Source organism: Rhodococcus sp. OAS809, from assembly GCF_040546695.1.
Lineage (GTDB): Bacteria > Actinomycetota > Actinomycetes > Mycobacteriales > Mycobacteriaceae > Rhodococcus_F > Rhodococcus_F qingshengii.
Window position 1 is genome coordinate 3,664,795 of record NZ_JBEPOI010000002.1, and the last position, 18,978, is coordinate 3,683,772.

General features: G+C 61.5%; 18 protein-coding genes. 4 read left to right on the forward strand and 14 right to left on the reverse strand.

Annotation, left to right across the window (positions count from 1 at the left end; genetic code table 11):
* Nucleotides 1-4: 4 nt before the first annotated feature.
* From ABIE52_RS20155 to ABIE52_RS20180, 6 genes are all read right to left on the reverse strand, one after another.
* Nucleotides 5-877, reverse strand: coding sequence for an alpha/beta fold hydrolase (locus tag ABIE52_RS20155; RefSeq protein ID WP_192712883.1), 873 nt, complete (start codon nucleotides 875-877; stop codon nucleotides 5-7).
* A 30-nt stretch (nucleotides 878-907) separates the two neighbouring features.
* On the reverse strand, nucleotides 908-1,864 hold the full coding sequence (locus ABIE52_RS20160) for a DODA-type extradiol aromatic ring-opening family dioxygenase (RefSeq protein ID WP_054188629.1): 957 nt from the start codon (nucleotides 1,862-1,864) through the stop codon (nucleotides 908-910).
* Complete coding sequence (locus ABIE52_RS20165) at nucleotides 1,864-3,207, reverse strand: M20 family metallopeptidase (protein WP_007731632.1); 1,344 nt, start codon at nucleotides 3,205-3,207, stop codon at nucleotides 1,864-1,866. The genes ABIE52_RS20160 and ABIE52_RS20165 overlap by 1 nt, the downstream gene beginning before the upstream one ends.
* A gap of 122 nt (nucleotides 3,208-3,329) precedes the next feature.
* On the reverse strand, nucleotides 3,330-4,619 hold the full coding sequence (locus ABIE52_RS20170; RefSeq protein WP_007731634.1) for an aromatic ring-hydroxylating oxygenase subunit alpha: 1,290 nt from the start codon (nucleotides 4,617-4,619) through the stop codon (nucleotides 3,330-3,332).
* 81 nt (nucleotides 4,620-4,700) lie between these two features.
* Entirely contained in the window at nucleotides 4,701-5,099 is a 399-nt protein-coding gene (locus tag ABIE52_RS20175; RefSeq protein WP_021332874.1) for a hotdog family protein, read from the reverse strand.
* On the reverse strand, nucleotides 5,096-5,581 hold the full coding sequence (locus ABIE52_RS20180; RefSeq protein ID WP_007731639.1) for an FAS1-like dehydratase domain-containing protein: 486 nt from the start codon (nucleotides 5,579-5,581) through the stop codon (nucleotides 5,096-5,098). The genes ABIE52_RS20175 and ABIE52_RS20180 overlap by 4 nt, the downstream gene beginning before the upstream one ends.
* 101 nt (nucleotides 5,582-5,682) lie before the next feature.
* Here ABIE52_RS20180 and ABIE52_RS20185 point away from each other — a divergent pair, with 101 nt between their 5' ends.
* Nucleotides 5,683-6,534, forward strand: coding sequence for an alpha/beta fold hydrolase (locus ABIE52_RS20185; RefSeq protein WP_007731641.1), 852 nt, complete (start codon nucleotides 5,683-5,685; stop codon nucleotides 6,532-6,534).
* A gap of 7 nt (nucleotides 6,535-6,541) precedes the next feature.
* Nucleotides 6,542-7,723 carry a multidrug effflux MFS transporter gene (locus tag ABIE52_RS20190; protein WP_192712914.1) on the forward strand — a complete coding sequence of 394 codons (1,182 nt, stop codon included), beginning with the start codon at nucleotides 6,542-6,544 and terminating at the stop codon, nucleotides 7,721-7,723.
* A gap of 5 nt (nucleotides 7,724-7,728) precedes the next feature.
* Here ABIE52_RS20190 and ABIE52_RS20195 read toward each other — a convergent pair whose 3' ends face one another.
* From ABIE52_RS20195 to ABIE52_RS20215, 5 genes are all read right to left on the reverse strand, one after another.
* Entirely contained in the window at nucleotides 7,729-8,472 is a 744-nt protein-coding gene (locus ABIE52_RS20195; RefSeq protein ID WP_007731643.1) for an IclR family transcriptional regulator, read from the reverse strand.
* 70 nt (nucleotides 8,473-8,542) lie between these two features.
* Nucleotides 8,543-10,474 carry an ABC transporter ATP-binding protein gene (locus ABIE52_RS20200; protein ID WP_007731644.1) on the reverse strand — a complete coding sequence of 644 codons (1,932 nt, stop codon included), beginning with the start codon at nucleotides 10,472-10,474 and terminating at the stop codon, nucleotides 8,543-8,545.
* Nucleotides 10,471-12,204, reverse strand: a complete 1,734-nt coding sequence (locus tag ABIE52_RS20205; protein ID WP_003943950.1) for an ABC transporter ATP-binding protein — start codon at nucleotides 12,202-12,204, stop codon at nucleotides 10,471-10,473. The genes ABIE52_RS20200 and ABIE52_RS20205 overlap by 4 nt, the downstream gene beginning before the upstream one ends.
* Nucleotides 12,205-12,318: 114 nt before the next feature.
* Nucleotides 12,319-14,673, reverse strand: coding sequence for an MMPL family transporter (locus ABIE52_RS20210; protein WP_063315228.1), 2,355 nt, complete (start codon nucleotides 14,671-14,673; stop codon nucleotides 12,319-12,321).
* 71 nt (nucleotides 14,674-14,744) lie between these two features.
* Entirely contained in the window at nucleotides 14,745-15,374 is a 630-nt protein-coding gene (locus ABIE52_RS20215; protein WP_007731646.1) for a TetR/AcrR family transcriptional regulator, read from the reverse strand.
* Nucleotides 15,375-15,624: 250 nt separating this feature from the next.
* Here ABIE52_RS20215 and ABIE52_RS20220 point away from each other — a divergent pair, with 250 nt between their 5' ends.
* Entirely contained in the window at nucleotides 15,625-16,734 is a 1,110-nt protein-coding gene (locus ABIE52_RS20220; RefSeq protein ID WP_020968182.1) for a GGDEF domain-containing protein, read from the forward strand.
* 12 nt (nucleotides 16,735-16,746) lie between these two features.
* Here the strand turns inward: ABIE52_RS20220 and ABIE52_RS20225 are convergent, their stop codons facing one another.
* Nucleotides 16,747-17,202 carry an RrF2 family transcriptional regulator gene (locus ABIE52_RS20225; RefSeq protein ID WP_003943908.1) on the reverse strand — a complete coding sequence of 152 codons (456 nt, stop codon included), beginning with the start codon at nucleotides 17,200-17,202 and terminating at the stop codon, nucleotides 16,747-16,749.
* Between the two features lie 128 nt (nucleotides 17,203-17,330).
* Between ABIE52_RS20225 and ABIE52_RS20230 the strand changes: the two genes are divergently transcribed.
* Nucleotides 17,331-18,272 (forward strand): sterol desaturase family protein, encoded by a 942-nt coding sequence (locus ABIE52_RS20230; RefSeq protein WP_047271543.1) that lies wholly within the window; start codon nucleotides 17,331-17,333, stop codon nucleotides 18,270-18,272.
* Here the strand turns inward: ABIE52_RS20230 and ABIE52_RS20235 are convergent.
* Entirely contained in the window at nucleotides 18,238-18,576 is a 339-nt protein-coding gene (locus ABIE52_RS20235) for a DUF202 domain-containing protein (RefSeq protein ID WP_003943794.1), read from the reverse strand. The two genes, ABIE52_RS20230 and ABIE52_RS20235, sit on opposite strands and share 35 nt — an antisense overlap.
* Nucleotides 18,577-18,927: a YidH family protein gene (locus tag ABIE52_RS20240; protein ID WP_003943804.1), complete on the reverse strand. Its 351-nt coding sequence runs from the start codon at nucleotides 18,925-18,927 to the stop codon at nucleotides 18,577-18,579.
* Nucleotides 18,928-18,978: the final 51 nt, after the last annotated feature.

The following is an 18,978-nucleotide window of genomic DNA, read 5'->3' on the forward strand; positions in this document are numbered from 1 at the left end:
CTTCTCAGATAGCTGCCTTCGCGCTGGCTGATGCCTTTGCCAAGAACTCGAGGCTCAGCGGGTTGTACTTCGCTGCCTGCTCGTGCTGCGGCCAGTGACCGCACTCCGAGTAGAGTTCGAGCTGAGCGCCCGGAATATCCTCGGCCATCTTCTTCGCTTCCGGAACATCACCGAACGGATTTTCCTGACCCCAGACCACAAGAGTCGGCGCCTTGATGAGTGCCATTCGATCCGGGCGCAGCAGGTTCCGCTGGCGAACCTCCATCTCCTGCAAGGAAAGGAGGTTGTGGATGTTGGCGACAAAGTCAGGCTGATGGTAGATCCGGTGACGAGCCTGAACCAATTCCTCGGTTGCATCGGCGGGATCATGCATGAGCAACTGCATACGTGCGCGGGTCAATTCGATGTCGTCACTCTGGACGGCCTTCGCGGTCGACGTCTTGATGCGCTCCATGACTACCGGGTTCGCGACTGTTCCGCCTGCTGCCAGCAACTGCAGCGACAGAACACGTTCGGGCTGCTCGCTGGCCAGGTAGGCAGCGACCCAACCACCGAGGCTTTCACCCACCAAGTGCACACGGTCCAGTCCGACCGCGTCGAGGTAGTTCACCAAATGCTCGACGTAGCGCGGAATCTCGTACGGGTAGTCAGGCTTGCCGGTGTAACCATGGCCGAGCATGTCGATCGCGTGAACCCGGTAAGACTCGGCGTGCGGTGCAATATTGCGTGCAAATGCCTCGAGGTGTCCGCTGGTGCCGTGCAGGAAGATCACGGCCTCGTCACCGGATCCTGCCTGCAGAGAGCGCGTGGGCACACCGCCGGCGTCGACGATCGTCAACTCGAAATCGAGCCCGGCAAGTTCGTTCCAGATTGTCATCAGAGAAACTTCCTTTACTGAAGGTGCAGATTATGTTGTTGCGCTGTCTGTTCCAGCTGGATCGAGAATCGTGACACCCATACCGGTGAGCCACTCGGGAATCGCTTCGTAGGCAAGGCGTTCACCCGGAACGTAGTCGAGCATCGCGGCCATCATGAGCCAGGTCCGCAACTCCTGCGCACCGTTGCCCGCCTCGTCTTCGATCTGCTGCGTCGTGAACTCGGCAAGCTCACTTGCCTTGCCGCTGGCAAACAGATCAAGAATTCGGTCATCGAACTCCGGAGTGATCGCGGCATCGGCTGCGCGGATGATCTGGCGTCGCCGGACGTCGTAGTCGGACCAGTTCTCCCGGCCGTCCAGCCAGGCTTGAACCATGAAATCCTCGTCCTCACCGTGCGGATCCCGCCAGTCCGGCCAGGGCAGACGATGAGACAATCCACCGGACGCGATCACCACGACCCGGGTATCCGCCGGATACGACGCAACGGCATCCCGCAGGGCCTTCGCCACTTCCTCACATCGCTTGAACGTCGGGAGGGGCGGCGCGAATACGTTGACCACCAACGGAACTATCGGAACATCGATTCCGTCGAGAAGGTACTGAATCGCGTGAGACTGACCATGATCGATCTGCAATCGCGCCGAGTAGGCAAGATCGAACCGGCCACCTTCGATCAGCTCGTTTGCAAGGTGCCTGGCGAACTCCACGTCGACCCGTTGCGGCCCCTTGGGTGTTCCTGACTCGCCACTGGAAATGCACTCTCCGACGCCGAGAGTGAACGCCGGAATCAGATCCAGCCAGAAACCGCGAAAGTGGTTGGAGCCGAAAATCAAGACAACATCGGGTTTCGACGCCGCGATCTTCTCCCGGCTCAGATACAGCGCGTCCCGGAAGCGTTCGGCCTCCGCCTTGTGCGTCGTCTCTTCCCAATGGGTGTTCATCAAGGTGCTGTGGGAGGCACCGATACCCAGAACTATCTTCGCCATCAGTCGATTCCTACTTCCTCGAGCGAGCGGGTGACGGTGTCGAGGGCCACTCGGATCAGATACTTCGTAAATCTCTCCGCCGCAGCCAGGTCCACAGTGTTCATCCCCATCGCGAAGTCCACCTCGAACGGTGCGTCGACCACCTTGGGCATACCCACCCGAATCGTCGGGATGCCGCGGCTGCGCAGGATGTTTGCGTCGGTGGCTCCACTCGCGTCGAAGAAGTCCTGATGCGGCTCTCCTTCGGCAGCTTCCCACGCGTGGACTGCGGCGCGGCGCAACCACATTCGAGGGTCGGAACCCTCACCGGGGATGGCAAGAACCTGTTCGACGTCGATCTGCAGATCCAGCGATTGTGCGATCTCCGCAACGACGGCTTTGAGTTCGCGCTTGGCCGCGGTGGGCGTCGTCCGCGGGCTGAGCCGTAGATCAACGGTAAGGCGCACCTGCTCGGGGGTGAACGACGCTGTTCGCTCCCACCCGCCGCGGATGTTGGCAACGATCCCCTGAGGCGCAACCAAACCGTCCTGATGCGCCGCCGAGTACTTCGGGAACCATTCCTCCAACTTGGCGACCACCTCGCCGGCTGCGGTAATCGCGTTGCGGTACGGCAACCGGTGGCGCGAGCCGACGTAGGTGTGCAGACCGTGCACCGTGATCTCGAACCAGGCCAGTCCCACTTCTTCCCAGGAGACCGTCCAGCCGGGCTTGGCGATCAACGCGCAGTCCGCCCACACTCCCTGTTCCAGGAGGAACGAGCAGCCGACGCCCTGGCCGGTGTTGCGTCGGGGGTTTCCGACACCGGGGCGGGCATTGGTCGGCATACCACCGGCGCCGAATCCGAGCACCAGGTCACCGCGGAGCGGAATACCGGCTGCGGCAATTGCTTCGGCCGCCGCGACAATGCAGACGGCGTGGCCTTTGGGGTTCGACGCACCCAATCCGATCACGTAGTTCTCGTCGAACTGGGCGTGCGGCGTCAGATCCGCTCGCAGCTCATTTCCCACCCACGGCAGGTCTTCCGCCGGATCGCCGGTCGTGACGGTGTCGATCGGCGCATACAGCAACAGGTCCGGTCCGGACCCGTCACCGCGGAGCCTTCCCCACGAGTTCGCTTGCCGATCATCGAGATCCATTGTGTGGGCCTCGATGCCCGACGCTGCCAGGACCGCCGTGATGTGGCGGGCCAGCGGTGCTTCGTCACCCGTCGGACTGGGAATGTTGACCACCGAAGTGGCGAGATCCCGCAATCGCGCACGATCGACATGGGCGTAGGCTCGCTCGACCCATTCCCGGCGCTCGTCGCCTAGGCCTGCGAGAGCATCGGCCCTCGCAGTGGTCATGGATTGACCTGATGTACCTGAGTATTGCTGCGCTCGCCGGCCAGCTGCCACAGCTTGGGAACTGCCACTGCAACAGCGGCACCGATAGCGACAGCCGTCAGAATCTTGAACATGTATCTCTCCTATTCGCTGGTGCCGGTGGGAATCTGAGCGTCGGCGACAGGGGCCGAGCGGGGCGTTGGCGTCCGGCGCTCTCGGGTGGGCCTGACCGGCGCCTTGGGGGTGTGCTTGGCCGCGTCGGCGATCTTCTCGGCGTACTCTTCCTCTGCCAGATTTCGCCACGTCGTCAGCGACACGTCCGGTCGGTACAGCTTCTCCGGCGGTGCGTCGGTGACCTCGACCATCCACGCATCCTGACCCGAGAACTGACCGTGGAACAGCCAGCGGATCGCGCCGAGGTACTTGGCGTAGAAGCCCAATTTTGCTGCGCCGGAGACGAAGTTGACCATGAGGCCGACGTACTTGTGGTTGTCTTCGTCCACCGGGACGTAGAACTCGTAGTGAATGAACTTGGGGTACGCGATGCGCAGGACACCCGGCATGGACAGTGAAGCAAAACCGGGGAAGTTCTGAGCTGCGATCACAGGATTGACGTCCAGACCGGCGCCGACGTTTCCGATCTGCGAAATCTGGGTCTCGTCCGGCTTCTTCTTCCACCACCGCTTGTTCGTCCAGGTTCCCACGCCCGGGAATTCCGCCTCCCAGTACACCTCTTCCTGCACGCGGTAGATCCAGCGTCCCTCCGGAACGATGCTCGTGATGTTCCACGTCGGCATCGGCTTGAACAGACGCCACAATGCGGTGCGGTGCAGGTACTTCGCATGTCCCTCGTCGAAACCGTTCTCACATGCGAAGCGCCAGTTGCCTTCTCGGGGCTGAATCCGACCACCGACGATACCCTTGTTCTCCACCAGCTCACGCGGCAACTGGTCGTCGATGGACGGCGCCGGCTCGTTGGCGATCGGGATGTACACCCACACCAGACCGAGTCGCTCCTCGATCGCATAGGTCTGGACGTTCAGCTTGCCGCAGATCTTGGAATCCGGACCGTCGGTGATGACCGCGGCCAGCTTGCCGTCAGTGAGCCGGTACGTCCAGCCGTGGTACGGGCAGCTGACAGTTCCCGGGAACTGCTGATCGCCCTCGGACAACGGAACGCCGCGGTGCGGGCACCGATCGTGCAGGGCATATGCCTTGCCTGCGTCGCGGATGATCGCCAGCTTTTCACCACAGATGGTGAAGCTCTTGGGGTCTTTGGTGATGTGGTTCGACCACGTGACCGGGTACCAGTAACCGCGGTATCCGCTGCCGGCTGCGTTGTAACCCGGCCATGCCGTCCAATCCTGCCGACCGGCCGCTCGTGGCCGCTCGGGCAGCGCGAACGTGGCTTCCGACGCCTCGACACCAGTCATGTGAAGTCCTCTCGACACTGAACGTTTGAATGAAACAGATCTTGGGTGAGATTGCGGTCTACGCCAATGGATTCGGTTCGCTCAGCAGACCCGGACCACCACAGCGGTTCCGACGGCACACAGCACGCCATTGTCCGAATGCTCCCGCAATGCCAAAGTTAGTTGGTCACTGTCGATTTGGGACACTTCACCCGACACCTCGAGTGTGGTTCCGACGGGCGCGGGCGCACGATTCTGCCAGGAGACGGACACAACTCCTTCGTATCCACCGGCAAAGTGTGACGCGGCACGAAAGAACAGCGTGCCCTGCAACTGGGCCATGACCACCGGTGCGGACAACCCCTCCGTCTGCGCATATGAGGCGTCGTAGTGAATACGGTGCGAATTGTGCGTCGACGCCCCGAATCGAAGGATCCGAACCGGATCGCAGACCAAGGTCACCGATTCGATCGGCGTGCCCACGACTACTGTTTCGGTCATCGGACGATGAACTTCTCGACGACCTCGGCGAATGCGCCGGACTGCGCACCCCGGTAAGTCTTGGTGACCGAGAGCAGCAGAAACTCGTCCGGAGCCCGGCCCTTGGTCGTCACGGTATCGAGTACTCGCCCTACGACGACAGCCTCACCCAGCGGGGCCGGTCGCAAGAAAGTCACACTCTGCCCGCCGGCCATCAAGCGCACGTCGATACCGTCTGTGCCCGGCACTTCGTCACGGAACATGCCGTCTGCTCGGTACTCTCGATCGGAGCCACCTTGCGGTCCTCGCAAAAGCGAAGGCAGATACATCGGATGGACGGCAAATGCCGGGTGCTCCGGGTCGAGAAACCGGGGGTCCGTCTCGGCGGTGGCAACCGCAAACGCAACCGACTCCGCCGGACGCACCGTTCCCAACTCTCGCGTTTCCCGCGTACCGATCATCGCCTCCGCGCGATCACGCGCGTGCTCGAGTTCTGTTCTCATGCCAGCACGCTAGGCATTCGGAAGTCTCACAGCCACGAACCGGGTTCGCCTGCCGGACCGCGATACTTCCCATACCGCTCACCTCGAGGTCAGGTATAGCCATGGCTGATCAACCGAAGAGCTTGTACGCCAAAGCAGATGGCGTCACATTCCATTACTACGACCTCGGCGAGGGCGACCCCACGATTTTCCTGCACGGAGGCGGCCCCGGCTGCACTGCGTGGTCCGACTTCGGGCCAGTGGCACCGCTCTTCGCCTCGGATCGACGAGCGATTCTCGTTGATCTGCTGCAATACGGTCGGTCCGACAAGTGCACCATCGCCGGCCCAATGTGGGACTTCCACGCCGCCAAGGTGGTTGCCCTGCTCGACGAACTCGGAATCGAACGCGCAGACTTCGTCTGCAACTCGTGGGGCGGCACCATAGCGCTCAATCTTGCGGCAAAGTACCCGGAACGCGTTCGCTCCCTGGTGATCACGGGCAGCATGCCCGTCTTCTACGGTCCACTCGCGCCGCTCCCCGAGGATGGCCGTCGTGGCCGCAACGCCCGCGACGTCTACTACGGCGGCACCGGCCCCACCCTCGAAAAACTCCGCACCTTGATCACCAGTCTCGAATGGTTCGACGGATCGAAGTTGCCCGCCGAAACCCTCCAGATGCGATACGAGCAAAGTCTCGACCCCGAAGAAATGGCCCTGGCTGCCTCGGCGGACTCACCTCGTGGCGATTGGCAGGATCTCACAGCTGAACTCGGCCAGATCCAGGCGCCGACGCTCTTCGCCTGGGGCATGCACGACGCATTCCTCACCCCGGACTACCCGCTCATGCTTGCGCGGATGATTCCCCATGGCCATCTCTACATCATGGACAAGGCGTCGCATCATCTTCAGGAAGAACGACCATACGACTACTACAGTGTAGTTTCGGGTTTCCTTGACCAACAGCACAACTGAACGAACGGTGATCGCCCCGACGGGCGGTGCACGGATCCGATTGGTACTGCTTCTCGGAATTCTCACCGCCCTCGGGCCGTTCACCGTCGACATGTATCTTCCTGCGCTGCCACAGATCACGCAGGAATTCGGCACGTCGGACACGATGGTTCAGCTGACCCTGACGGGCACACTTCTGGGTCTGGCTTTCGGCCAGTTGCTCATCGGCCCACTGTCCGACATCTACGGACGTCGACGTCCCCTGCTCGTGGGCACAGTAATTCACGTCGGCGCGTCGTTGGCCTGCTTCTTTGCTCCGTCCATCGAAGTCCTCACTGCGCTGCGAACCCTTCAAGGTTTCGGCGCCGCCGCGACAGGCGTGATCGCGATGGCAATCGTTCGTGATCTATTCACCGGACACGATGCGGCAGTTGTACTTTCGCGGCTGATGTTGGTCATGGGCGTAGCGCCCATCCTGGCCCCCTCCATCGGCGGGGCACTGATGTCCGTAACACAGTGGCGCGGAGTCTTTCTAGCTCTCTTCATCCTGGGCATCGCGATGATCGCACTCGCGGCAGTATCGCTGCCGGAAACACTTCCACCCGAGAATCGGTCGGGCAAGGGCATCGGCGCCATCGCGCGAAACTACATTGCGCTCGGCAAGGATGCCCACTTCATGGTGTTGGTGCTCGTGTGCGGTCTCGGCCGCGGCGTTTTGTGGTCGTACATCGCCGCGTCGTCCTACGTGATGCAGGAACAGTTCGGACTGAGCGCCACCGCATACGGATTTGCCTTTGCCGGCGGCGCCGTCGTTCTGATCGGTTCGTCCCAGCTCAACGTCGTGCTTCTCGGCCGGTGGTCGCCGAATTCCATCACGATCTGGGCAATGTGGGGCAGTAGTGCCGTCGGCGCTGCATTTGTTGTTGTTGCCGCCACCGACTCGTGGGGATTCGTCGGGTTTGCCGTCCCCCTCCTGCTGATGCTCTGCGCAACGGGTTTTGTCATGCCCAACGCACCGGCGGTTGCACTGTCCCGTCACGGAGAAGCCGCAGGCTCAGCAGCCGCGCTGATCGGATTTGCGCAGTTCGGCGCTGCCGCTGTGGTTGCGCCCATCGTCGGCCTTCTCGGCAACACCAGTCTTGCCGTGGCCATCTCCATGACCGGGGCTTCGGTTCTCGGCGTGATCGCGCTGCTCTGCGTGCGTCGATAAAACGGTTATGCCGAGCGTTCGAGAACCGATACCTTCCGGCTGATCCCTTCGGCCGCCGCGCGCAACGGTTCGGCAAAACGCTCGGTGTCCATTCGATACCGCGGACTCGACACACCGATCGCGGCAACTGCTTCACCAAGTCCACCGAAGATCGGGGCAGCGATACTCGATGTTCCCAGGCGAACCTCTTCGGTCTCGACCGCCAACTGCTGCGAACGAACAGCGTCGAGTTGCCTACGTAACCCGTCTTCCGAGTTCACCGTCCGATCGGTGAACTCGACAAATCCGTTGCCTGTCACCGCTCGAAAAACGGAATCCGGTGAGTACGCGAGTATCGCTTTGCCGGTTGCCGTGGCATACATCGGCAGCCGGCCAGCCACCCGCGACGGCAGGTCCACCCCGTGATGACCGGAGATCTTGTCGATGTACAGAACATCGAGGCCGTCGCGAATCGCGAGGTGAACCGTCTCCCGGGTCGCCGCGTGAAGATCCTGCACATACGTCAAGGACACCTCGCGCAGAATACGTTGACGAGGAACCAACTGCCCCAGTTCGAAGAGCCGTAACCCCAACCTGTACTTGGTTCCGACCCGTTCCAGTAGACCAAGAGACACCAGTTCACCGGCTATTCGATGCACCGTCGCCTTCGCAACACCACTCCGATTCGCAAGTTCGGTCAGCGACAGCGCACCCGAATCCGCATCGAAGGAATCGAGTATCAGGCGCGCTTTCCCCAGCAACGAATGCATCGCCGAGCGCCTCCAGTACACAGAATGTGGTCCACCCAGCGGACCAAGTCTGCTCCAGTCTACTGAGGCATCAGATCTCCGCGCCCACGAATTGGCTGTTGTACAGACGGAAGTACGCGCCGCGGGATTCGAGCAGAGCCTCATGGCTCCCCTGCTCCACGATCCGGCCTTCCTCCATCACCACGATCAGGTTCGCATCACGAATTGTCGAAAGACGGTGCGCGATGACAAAGCTGGTGCGGTCGTTGCGCAGAACCGCGGTGGCGCTCTGGACCAGCAGTTCGGTGCGCGTGTCCACCGAACTGGTCGCCTCGTCGAGGATCAGGATGGACGGCTGCGAGATGAAGGCGCGGGCGATAGTGATGAGCTGCTTCTCGCCCGCACTGACGTTGCTGCCTTCCTCGTCGATGACCGTGTCGTAACCCTCAGGCAGAGAGTGCACGAACTTGTCGACGTAGCTCATCTCGGCCGCACGACGAATCTCCTCGTCGGTGGCACCAGGCTTGCCGTAGGCGATGTTCTCGCGGATGGTTCCACCGAACAGCCATGCGTCCTGCAGAACCATGCCGATCCGTGAGCGCAGATCGTCTCGCGTCATGTCGGCGATGTCGATGCCGTCCAAAGTGATTCGGCCCGAATTGAGTTCGTAGAACCGCAGGATGAGGTTGACGAGGGTGGTCTTGCCTGCGCCGGTGGGTCCGACGATCGCAACCATCTGGCCCGGCTCGGCAGTCAGGGACAGGTCCTCGATCAGCGGCTGTTCCGGCTTGTAACTGAAGGTGACGTTCTCGAACTTGACGCGACCCTTGTCGACCGTGGGCGACTTCGCGCTCTTCGGGTCCTCCGACTGCTCGTCTTGGTCGAGCAGCGCGAAGACCCGCTCGGCCGAAGCGACGCCGGACTGCAGCAGATTGGTCATCGACGCTATCTGCGTGAGCGGCTGGGTGAACTGCCGCGAGTACTGGATGAACGCTTGCACATCGCCGAGCGTCATCGTTCCGGATGCGACGCGCATGCCACCCACCACTGCGATGGCGACGTAGTTGAGGTTGCCCAGGAACATCACGGCCGGCATGACCAGACCGGAGATGAACTGCGCCTTGAAGCTGGACTCGTACAGATCCTCGTTCTGCTTGCGGAAGCGCTCCTCGACCTCCTGCTGGCGGCCGAACACCTTGACCAACTCGTGGCCGCTGAACGCTTCCTCGACCTGTGCGTTGATTCCGCCGGTGCTCTTCCACTGCGCCACGAAGTGCTTCTGTGAACGCTTCGCGATGAACGCTGTGACCATGATCGACAGCGGAACAGTTGCCACCGCGATCAAGGCGAGCAACGGTGAGATCCACAGCATCATCACCAGAATGCCCAGGACGGTCATCACCGACATGACCAACTGGCTGAGCGTCTGCTGCAAGCTCTGCGCGACGTTGTCGATGTCATTGGTCACGCGTGAGAGAACATCACCGCGGGCATGGGTATCGAAGTACCGCAAGGGAAGTCGGTGAATCTTCTGCTCGACATCCTCACGCAACCGGCGAACGGTTCGCTGGACCACGATGTTGAGCAGATACGCCTGCAACCAACTGAACAGCGACGCACAGACGAACAGCAGCAGCACGATCATCAAGACCTTGCCGACTGCGTCGAAATCGATTCCGGTTCCAGGCACAACTGCCATGCCGGACACCATGTCGGCGAGCTGACCCTGCCCCGAAGCGCGCAATCCCTCGACAGCCTGTTCCTTTGTCGTCCCCGGCTGGAGTTGCTTGCTGACGATTCCGTCGAAGATCAGGTTGGTGGCGTTTCCCAGGATCTTCGGCGCGATCGAGGAAAGTACGACGCTTGCGGTCACCAAAGCGAAGATCAGGACGACGATCGGCTTGTCGGGGCTCAAGCGACCGAGGAGACGTTTGAGCGAAGGGCCGAAGTTCATGGCCTTCTTTGTGGGATCGCCGCCGCCGGGCGGGCCGATGGGAGGCGAGGAAGTCGGTCGATTGCTCATGATGCGTCCTGTACGGCTAGCTGAGAGGCGACGATTTCGCCGTAGGTGGGACAACTGACCACGAGTTCGTCGTGCGTGCCGATCCCCACGATGGCGCCGTCGTCGAGCACGATGATCTGATCGGCTTCCACGATGGTGGAAATGCGCTGCGCGACAACGACGATGCAGGCGTCTTGCGTGACCGGCCGGAGCGCCGCACGCAGCCTCGCATCAGTAGTGAGGTCGAGTGCCGAGAAGGAATCGTCGAACAGATAGATCTGTGGCTTACGCACCAACGCTCTGGCGATGGCGAGTCTCTGACGCTGACCGCCCGATACCGTCGTACCGCCTTGTGCCACCGGTGTGTCCAGGCCTTCGGGCATGGCGCGGACGAAGTCGGCAGCTTGGGCGATCTCGAGGCACTCCCACAGCCATTCGTCGGTAGCTTCGGGGTTTCCGTAGCGGAGATTGGTGGCGACAGTGCCGGAGAACAGATACGGCTTCTGCGGGACCAGACCGATCACCGAACAGAGCAGCTCCGTGTCGATGTCGCGGACGTCGACGCCGCCCACCGATACCGATCCGGAGGTGGAGTCGATCAATCGTGGAATCAGGTTAAGCAGAGTGGTCTTTCCCGATCCGGTGCCGCCGATGATCGCCGTCGTCTTGCCGGGTTCGGCACGGAACGTGATGTCGCGCAATACAGGTTCCTCGGCTCCGGGGAACTGGAACTGAGCGCCACGAAGTTCGACAACTCCCGGGTCCTTCAGTTCTCGGACCGGATTCTCGGGCGGAATCACCGACGAATCCGTGTCGAGCACCTCGGAGATACGTTCGGCGCACACCGACGCACGCGGCAGCATCACCGCCATGAAAGTGGCCATCATGACGGCCATCAGGATCTGCATGATGTAGCTGAGCATCGCGGTGAGCGAGCCGATCTGCATCGAGCCCTCGTTGATCTGATGGCCACCGAACCAGATGACCGCGACGCTGGTGACATTGCTGATCAGCATCACGAGCGGGAACATCAGTGCCATGAGGCGGCCGACGCCGAGTGCAGTCTCCGTCAGCTCACGGTTGGCATCGCCGAAACGCTCTACCTCGTACGGTTCCCGTACAAACGCTCGGACGACACGGATGCCCGTGATCTGTTCGCGAAGAACACGGTTGACGGCGTCGAGGCGGCCCTGCATGACCCTGAATCCGGGGACCATCCGGGCAATCAGGAAACCCATCGAGACTACGAGAAGCGGGACGCTGATCCCCAGGATCCAGGACAGATTCAGGTCCTGACGCAGAGCCATGATGATGCCGCCGACGCACATGATCGGCGCCATGACGAGGATGGTGCAACTCATCACAACCATCATCTGCACTTGCTGGACGTCGTTGGTGTTGCGGGTGATCAGCGAAGGCGCACCGAAGTGCCCGACCTCTCGGGCCGAAAACGTCCCGACCTGATGCAGCACCGAAGCCCGGAGATCGCGTCCGACGCCCATGGCGACTCGCGCACCGAAGAAGACGGCACCCACCGAGCACAGGATCTGCGTGAGCGTGACCATCAGCATCATCCCGCCGGTGGAGAGGATGTAGCCGGTGTCGCCTTTCGTCACGCCGTTGTCGATGATGTCGGCGTTGAGACTCGGAAGGTAAAGGGCCGCCATAGTCGAAATAAACTGCAGGACGACAACGCCCGTGAGTTCACCCCGGTACGGCGTCAGATAAGTGCGCAGCAGCCTGATCAGCATAGTGAGCGAAGGTTACCAATCCTGGCCGACATGTGCCGCTGGATATTTCGATACACAAAAACTGCTGTGCGCCTTTATTAACCGCGGGGGGTTAATAAAGGCGCACAGCAGAGATCAAGCAGATGCGGACTGAAGCTCCGCTTCCTTTTCTTCACGGAGGGCCTTGCTGAGCTTCTCACCCTCGATGTCGACGTTCGGCAGAATCTTGTCCAGCCACTTCGGCAACCACCACGCCTTGTCGCCGAGCAGTGCCATGACGGACGGGATGATCACCATGCGCACGATGAAGGCGTCGAAGAACACCGCCGCGGCAAGCGCGAAGCCGATCGACTTGATGAACGAGTTCGGTTCCGCGATGAAGGCACCGAACACGGAGATCATGATGACCGCAGCCGCACTGACGACCCGGGCGCCATGGTTGAAGCCGATGGTCACGGCCTCCTTCGCGCTCGCGCCGTGGACGTACTCCTCACGCATACGCGTCACGAGGAACACCTGGTAGTCCATCGCGAGTCCGAACACCACACCGATCAGGAAGATCGGCATGAAACTCACGAGTGGTTGCGGGTTCGAGATGATGCCCAACCAACCGTGCTGGAAGATCGCCACCGTCGCACCGAATGTCGCGAGCACGCTGAGCAGGAAGCCGAGCGTCGCCGTCAGCGGAACCAGGATCGAACGGAACACCAAGAGCAACAAGATGAATGCAAGGCCGACGACGACGGCCAGGTAGGGCACCAATGCATCCTTCAGCGTGTCCGAAACGTCGCCTTCGAGTGCGGTCTGACCGGTGATGCCGTAGCTGACGCCGATCGAATCGTTGAGTCCGCCTTCGGCTCCACGAAGGCTGGACACCAGATCCATCGTGGCGGGGTCGGTCGGACCACTCTTCGGAGTGATCAGTACCTGCGCGGTGTCGCCGGCCTCGTTGACCCCGACGACCTGTGCGTTCTGGACGTCATCGAAGCTCGAGATGGTCGAGACGACCTCCGCAAAGGCCTCCCCGGCGGGAACGCTGGCCCCCTTCGCGTCGACAACGGCGATGAGCGGTCCGTTGCGACCGTCACCGAAGCCCTCGTCGATCAGGTCGTATGCCTGACGCGCACTGGTCGCCGGGTCACCGGTGGCCTCCGACGGCAGTGCCAGGCTCAATCCCGTTGCGGGCAGAGCCAATGCGCCCAGAAGCACTACTCCACCGATCAGCGGCACGAGCGGACGACGGACGACGGCACTGATGAAGCGCAGAGCCAACTTCGGCTTGCCCGAATCTTCGTCTTCGGACTCCTCAGCGCGCTTGCTGAGGAAGGGAATCTTGCCGGCAAAAGCCTTGCGTCCGAACATACCCAGGATCGCAGGCAGCAAGGTCAAGGCGATCAGAACCGCGATCAGCACGGTAAAGGCCGCTGCCGCACCCATATCGGAGAGGAACGGGATGCCGACGACGCGCAATGCAACCAGCGCGATGATGACCGTCAAACCAGCGAATACCACTGCGGAACCGGCGGTTCCGACGGCGCGACCTGCTGCTTCGGCACGGTTGTCGGTAAGGGTGAGCTCATGCCTGAACCTGGACATGATGAACAGCGAGTAGTCGATCGCCACGGCCAGACCGATCATGATCGCCAACGTCGGAGTCATCGAACTGAGATCCATGAATCCGGTGGCAACCGTGATTCCGAGGCTGCCGATAGCGATACCGATGATCGCGGTGAGGAGCGGAAGCCCCGCGGCCACAAGCGAACCGAACGTGATGGCCAGAACGACTGCGGCAACGGCGATACCGATCAGCTCGGTGACACCACCGGGCATCTCCGCTTCCTGAGCAGCAGAACCACTGACCTGGACGTTGAGTCCCTCGGCCCGACCGACATCGGCTGCGGAGTTGATCGAATCACGCAATGCCTGATCGAGATCGGCGAAGTCACCGCTGAACGGAACCTCGACGTACCCGACTGTGCCGTCGGCACTGAGCGGCGACAACGCACGCGCGTCGTCCACGGCCTGTGTCTCGGAAGTTCCAGCCGCAGCAGCCTTTTCCTTGAACATCGCAACCATGGAGTCGTTGCCGGTAACCGGATTGACCAACGCCTTCGCGGCCTGTTCCGGAGTGGCAGTCGCCGGGTCCACCTTGGCAGAGTCGGCGACCTTGTCGATGCCACGAATACTCGCGAGCATGTCGTCCATGGCTTTGACGTTCGCCGGATCGGCCAGCGTCGTGCCTGCCGGAGCTTGCACTACGTATCGTGCGCTCAGCGAATCCATAGGATTGGGCGCGTCGGGAAAACGCTCCGCCATCAGGTCTTGCGCCTGCTGCGCCGGGGTTCCCGGAATGGAGAACGAATCCTTGGTGGGGCCGGACAGAGTCGCTGCCCCGACGCCCATCAGGACCAGGATTATCAGCCAAACGCTGAGGACCGCGCCTTTTCGCCGGTAGGCGAACTTGCCGATCCGATAAAGATAGGTGGCCACGACGGGCTCCTTGCTGTTTCGGTGCGTGTACGTGGACAGGTATTACGTGTGGGGCTCAGAGACGAGACATCTCAGGGACGCGACATCTCAGGGGCAGGCGGCGGCGCGGGCAACCCGGCACGAATCTGCCGAAAAGCGTCGTGAACCAACTCTTCCGGACTGGAAGCCTCCGACTTTCCGCCAGTCCAGACGTCGATCACCGACTTAGCGGCTCCGCCCACCGCTCCCAGGAGGAGCGTCGGGTACAGGTCCTTCTCGGCGTCGGTACCGGTACGCTCCGCCAATGCCTGAACGACTGCACGGTTGATCCGCTGATGCATGTCTGCGGCATCCCGGTAGAGCGCGGGACTCGAATCCGACAGCAGCCAGATACTTGCCTTCTCACTCCCACTCGGACCTGAGTCGTTCACGATTTCGACCACAAGTTCTTCGAGGACGTCGAGAATTGGTTCGTCCGCGGGCCGTGACGCAAGCGCCTCGATCCACAGGTTCACCGATTCCTCGAAACTGGCGAGCACTGCCTCCTCCTTGCTGGAGAAGTAGTTGTGGAACGTCCTCGTCGACACTCCGGCCTCGGAGGCGATTGCGTCAGCGGTGACGCATTCGATCCCCAGCGCACGAGCGAGCCGTGCTGCCGCGCCGCTGAGTGCGGCACGGGTTGCTGCCTTCTTGCGGTCACGAAGGCCTTGTTCGATGATCACCCCAACACGGTACCCAACTTGCAGAGCTCTGCAACTTTGCAGAGGTCTGCAATATTGTGCGATCGAACACACGGCACGGAAACTCGAGGCGTACCTCACACTCACGCACGGCAAATGCCTGAACAGCGCAACAGAGAGAGTTGCGAGCAACTTCACCGCGTGACGCCCCCTGCCAAGTTGACGCGTGAATCAACATGGCCTGACATACTTTGCGGTGAATTAACCGCAATGTGCTCGGCGAAGGAATCTGATGGACCCGCTCCTGCATACCTGGCCGGTTTCGTCCACGGTGATGCTGTGGGGATCGAAGTCCGGACGAGGCTCCGTACTACGTCTCGTCCGTCTCACCATCGGGTTCTGCTCACTCAATTTCTCGATCGTGGCGTTCCTGTTTCTCCTCAGCGGAGAGGGCCCGGACGGACCGTTTGCGCGCAGTTGGCTCGTCGGCATTGCGGCCGTCAACCTGATCCCTACGATTCTCTGGTTTGTCGGCCGAATCAGAGGTTCACGCATGCTCAAGCTCTACGGACTGTGGGCGGATCTCGGAACTGCCTCGGTTCTCATCACCTTCACCAGCCATAACGCCGCCCTCTTCGGCGCGGCACTCTTTGTCGCCACCGGCGCCTACTTCACCTATTTTCTCGATTACCGCTGGTTGGCCTTCCATCTCGCCTTTGCCACGACATTTGTCATCGCCCTGACGGTGCTCGGCCTGACGAACGGCGACTACTCGACAACCAGCGTGATCGCACGCACGGACGTCGTCCTGTGTGCCGTGATCTTCATTCCGGCCACAATTCAGTTCACTTGGCGGCAATTACTCGCGCGCGCAACGGGATCCAAAGTGGATGCGCTTACCGGCCTGTTGAACCGACGAGGACTGTGGGACATGTCGGAGCGCATCTGGTCGGTCGCGTCGGCAAATCGTGCCGACATTGCTGTTGCCGTCGTCGACATCGACAAGTTCAAGGCGGTGAACGACACGTTCGGCCACGAAGTCGGTGACGCCGTCATCATCCGGACCGGAACGCGCCTGCAGGCGCATGTGAACGGTTTCGGTTACGCCGCGCGCACCGGCGGCGAGGAGTTCACCGTTGTGATGATCGGTACTCCGTACGGACTTCGCAAACGAATCGCGACGCTCCCCAAAGCCGTGGTGAACGCCTCCGACGACCCCCTGGCCACGGTCAGCGTCGGCGCAGCGACGCTACCTTTCATCCCACATCAGGAAGAGTTCGACTACAACGAGTTCTCCCGAGCAATCGTTGCGGCCGATCATCTGATGTACGACGCAAAATCCGCGGGAGGCAACACCGCGAACACTGCTCCTATGGCAGTTCCGCGTCGACGGGCACACTGAAACCGGGCTGTATCAGCGCCGATTCCACGCCTCGGGATCTGCCGTCAGTTCGTGAATGAACTCGGGCAACTCTCCACCTGCAACATCGGTGAGTGTGACATTTTCGAGCACAGCACGGAGGTTGACTCGCACTGCAATCCACACCTCCTTGAGGGGCGTTGCCGGTCCCCCGTAGTCGACGTCTTCCGGTCGCTGACCCCGAATCGAAGCCAGCGGTCCTTCGACAGCTCGTATGACGTCGGCAATCGTGATCTCGTCCGCGGACCGAGCGAGCCAGTATCCCCCGTCCGGGCCTCGACGGCTGTTGACCAAGCCGCCGCGCCGCAGGTCCGAGAGCACCGCTTCCAGGAACTTGTGGGGTATTACCTGGGATTTGGCGAGAAACTCGGCCTTGGCCGGGTCAGGACCAACTGCCGCGAGCTCGACCAGAGTCCGCACGGCGTAGTCCACCTTCGCGGTGATATGCACCGGCAATTCCTACCATCGTTCTATGAATAGTCGCAACAAACCTGCGAGTTCTTCGCCGCAAAGGGTTCCCTGACGTTACATTTTAATGCATGATGTAACGATCAGAGCTAGAGAACAGGACAAATCGCGTGTGGGAAACCCTTCTCGAATCATGGAAGTCACTGCTCGAACCGCTCCATGATCCCGTTACGCTCGCAATCCCCGCGTTTGTCATCTTCCTCGCAATCGAATGGTTCGCGGCCCGTGCGCTCGAAGATCATCCCGACGACGCCGACGGACGCGCACGGCCGGCACAGGGCGGCTACCGAAGCGCCGACGCCAGAACCAGCGTTCTACTCGGACTCGTGTCGATCGCAACGAGCACCTTCTGGAAAGTGCTGGCGCTGATCGGCTATTCCGCAATCTGGGTGTATCTCGCTCCGTGGCACCTCTCGCCGACTGCCTGGTACACCTGGGTGATCCTGCTGCTCGGAATCGACGTCCTCTATTACGCGTATCACCGCATCGCACACCGAGTTCGAGTCATCTGGGCCACACACCAGGCTCACCATTCGAGCGAGTACTTCAATTTCAGCACCGCACTGCGACAGAAGTGGAACAACAGCGGTGAGATCATCATGTGGTTGCCGTTGCCGTTCCTCGGGATCCCGCCGTGGATGGTGTTCGTCGGCTTCTCCGTCAGCCTCGTCTACCAGTTCTTCGTCCACACCGAACGTGTCGGAAAACTCTGGCGGCCCATCGAATTCATCTTCAACACGCCGTCACACCATCGCGTCCACCACGGCTCCGACGCCGAGTACCTCGACCGCAACTACGCCGGAATCCTCATCATCTGGGACCGGATGTTCGGAACCTTCGCAGCCGAAACCCACCGCCCTACCTACGGACTCACGACGCCGGTCGGAACGTACAACATCTGGAAGCTCCAAACGCGCGAATATGCTGCCATTGCTCGCGATTGGAAGGCGTCGACATCGTGGCGGCAGCGAGCCGGCTACGTGTTCGGCCCGCCCGGCTGGGCGCCGAAAGCCGAGGTCACTTCAGCAGAATCCACAGCCCCGTCGCACTGAGCAGGAGCAGAGCGACCGCGAGAGTTGCTCCCATACCCAAAGCGGGCGTTGCCTTTTCGGCCGAAAACTGGGCCAACCGCCTGGGCCGCGACCGACGTTCGTAGACCGTCACCGCGACGACGAGCACGGCAGCGACGGACGGGCCGATCAGGGCCACCGACCCGAACGGCGGCAACCATCTCAGACAGGCGGCAGACAAGCCGAGGATCGACAGACTCGTACGCACGAACGAGAGCGATGTGCGCTCGGACTGCAAGCCCTTGTCCGGAGGCTTGACACCTTCCGACGGTTCCAGCGCGGTCAATCAGTTCACGACCTCGACCACCAGGACGGTCGCGCAGATCACCAGCACGATGCCGACGACCGGCGCCATGAGCGGCACCGGCAACGAGCGCTCAGTTCGCAGTGCACGCTCGGCGCTGATCCAGTGGACAAAGGAAGTGATGGCGATCAGAGCACCGCCGACGAGCAACAACGCGGCCAAGCCGGATCGAACCGTCGGATTGAGAATGTCGCCGCCGAACGCTTCGAGTCCGACGCCCGACGCGACGAAGGCCGTTGCAGTGCGGATCCAAGCCAGATATGTCCGCTCATTGGCGAGCGTGAACCGTGGATCGGGGTCTTCGCCCGTCCGGAACGGTCTCCACCGGGGCATCACCTGTTCATTCCGTCCGGGCAGAGATCGCACACTGCCTTCGGAGCGGAC

Excerpts from the sequence above, each read along its gene's own strand:
- ABIE52_RS20155 (WP_192712883.1), bottom strand. The coding sequence starts at position 877 with ATGACAATCTGGAACGAACTTGCCGGGCTCGATTTCGAGTTGACGATC.
- ABIE52_RS20160 (WP_054188629.1), bottom strand. The coding sequence starts at position 1,864 with ATGGCGAAGATAGTTCTGGGTATCGGTGCCTCCCACAGCACCTTGATG.
- ABIE52_RS20165 (WP_007731632.1), bottom strand. The coding sequence starts at position 3,207 with ATGACCACTGCGAGGGCCGATGCTCTCGCAGGCCTAGGCGACGAGCGC.
- ABIE52_RS20170 (WP_007731634.1), bottom strand. The coding sequence starts at position 4,619 with ATGACTGGTGTCGAGGCGTCGGAAGCCACGTTCGCGCTGCCCGAGCGG.
- ABIE52_RS20175 (WP_021332874.1), bottom strand. The coding sequence starts at position 5,099 with ATGACCGAAACAGTAGTCGTGGGCACGCCGATCGAATCGGTGACCTTG.
- ABIE52_RS20180 (WP_007731639.1), bottom strand. The coding sequence starts at position 5,581 with ATGAGAACAGAACTCGAGCACGCGCGTGATCGCGCGGAGGCGATGATC.
- ABIE52_RS20185 (WP_007731641.1), top strand. The coding sequence starts at position 5,683 with ATGGCTGATCAACCGAAGAGCTTGTACGCCAAAGCAGATGGCGTCACA.
- ABIE52_RS20195 (WP_007731643.1), bottom strand. The coding sequence starts at position 8,472 with ATGCATTCGTTGCTGGGGAAAGCGCGCCTGATACTCGATTCCTTCGAT.
- ABIE52_RS20200 (WP_007731644.1), bottom strand. The coding sequence starts at position 10,474 with ATGAGCAATCGACCGACTTCCTCGCCTCCCATCGGCCCGCCCGGCGGC.
- ABIE52_RS20205 (WP_003943950.1), bottom strand. The coding sequence starts at position 12,204 with ATGCTGATCAGGCTGCTGCGCACTTATCTGACGCCGTACCGGGGTGAA.
- ABIE52_RS20220 (WP_020968182.1), top strand. The coding sequence starts at position 15,625 with ATGGACCCGCTCCTGCATACCTGGCCGGTTTCGTCCACGGTGATGCTG.
- ABIE52_RS20240 (WP_003943804.1), bottom strand. The coding sequence starts at position 18,927 with ATGCCCCGGTGGAGACCGTTCCGGACGGGCGAAGACCCCGATCCACGG.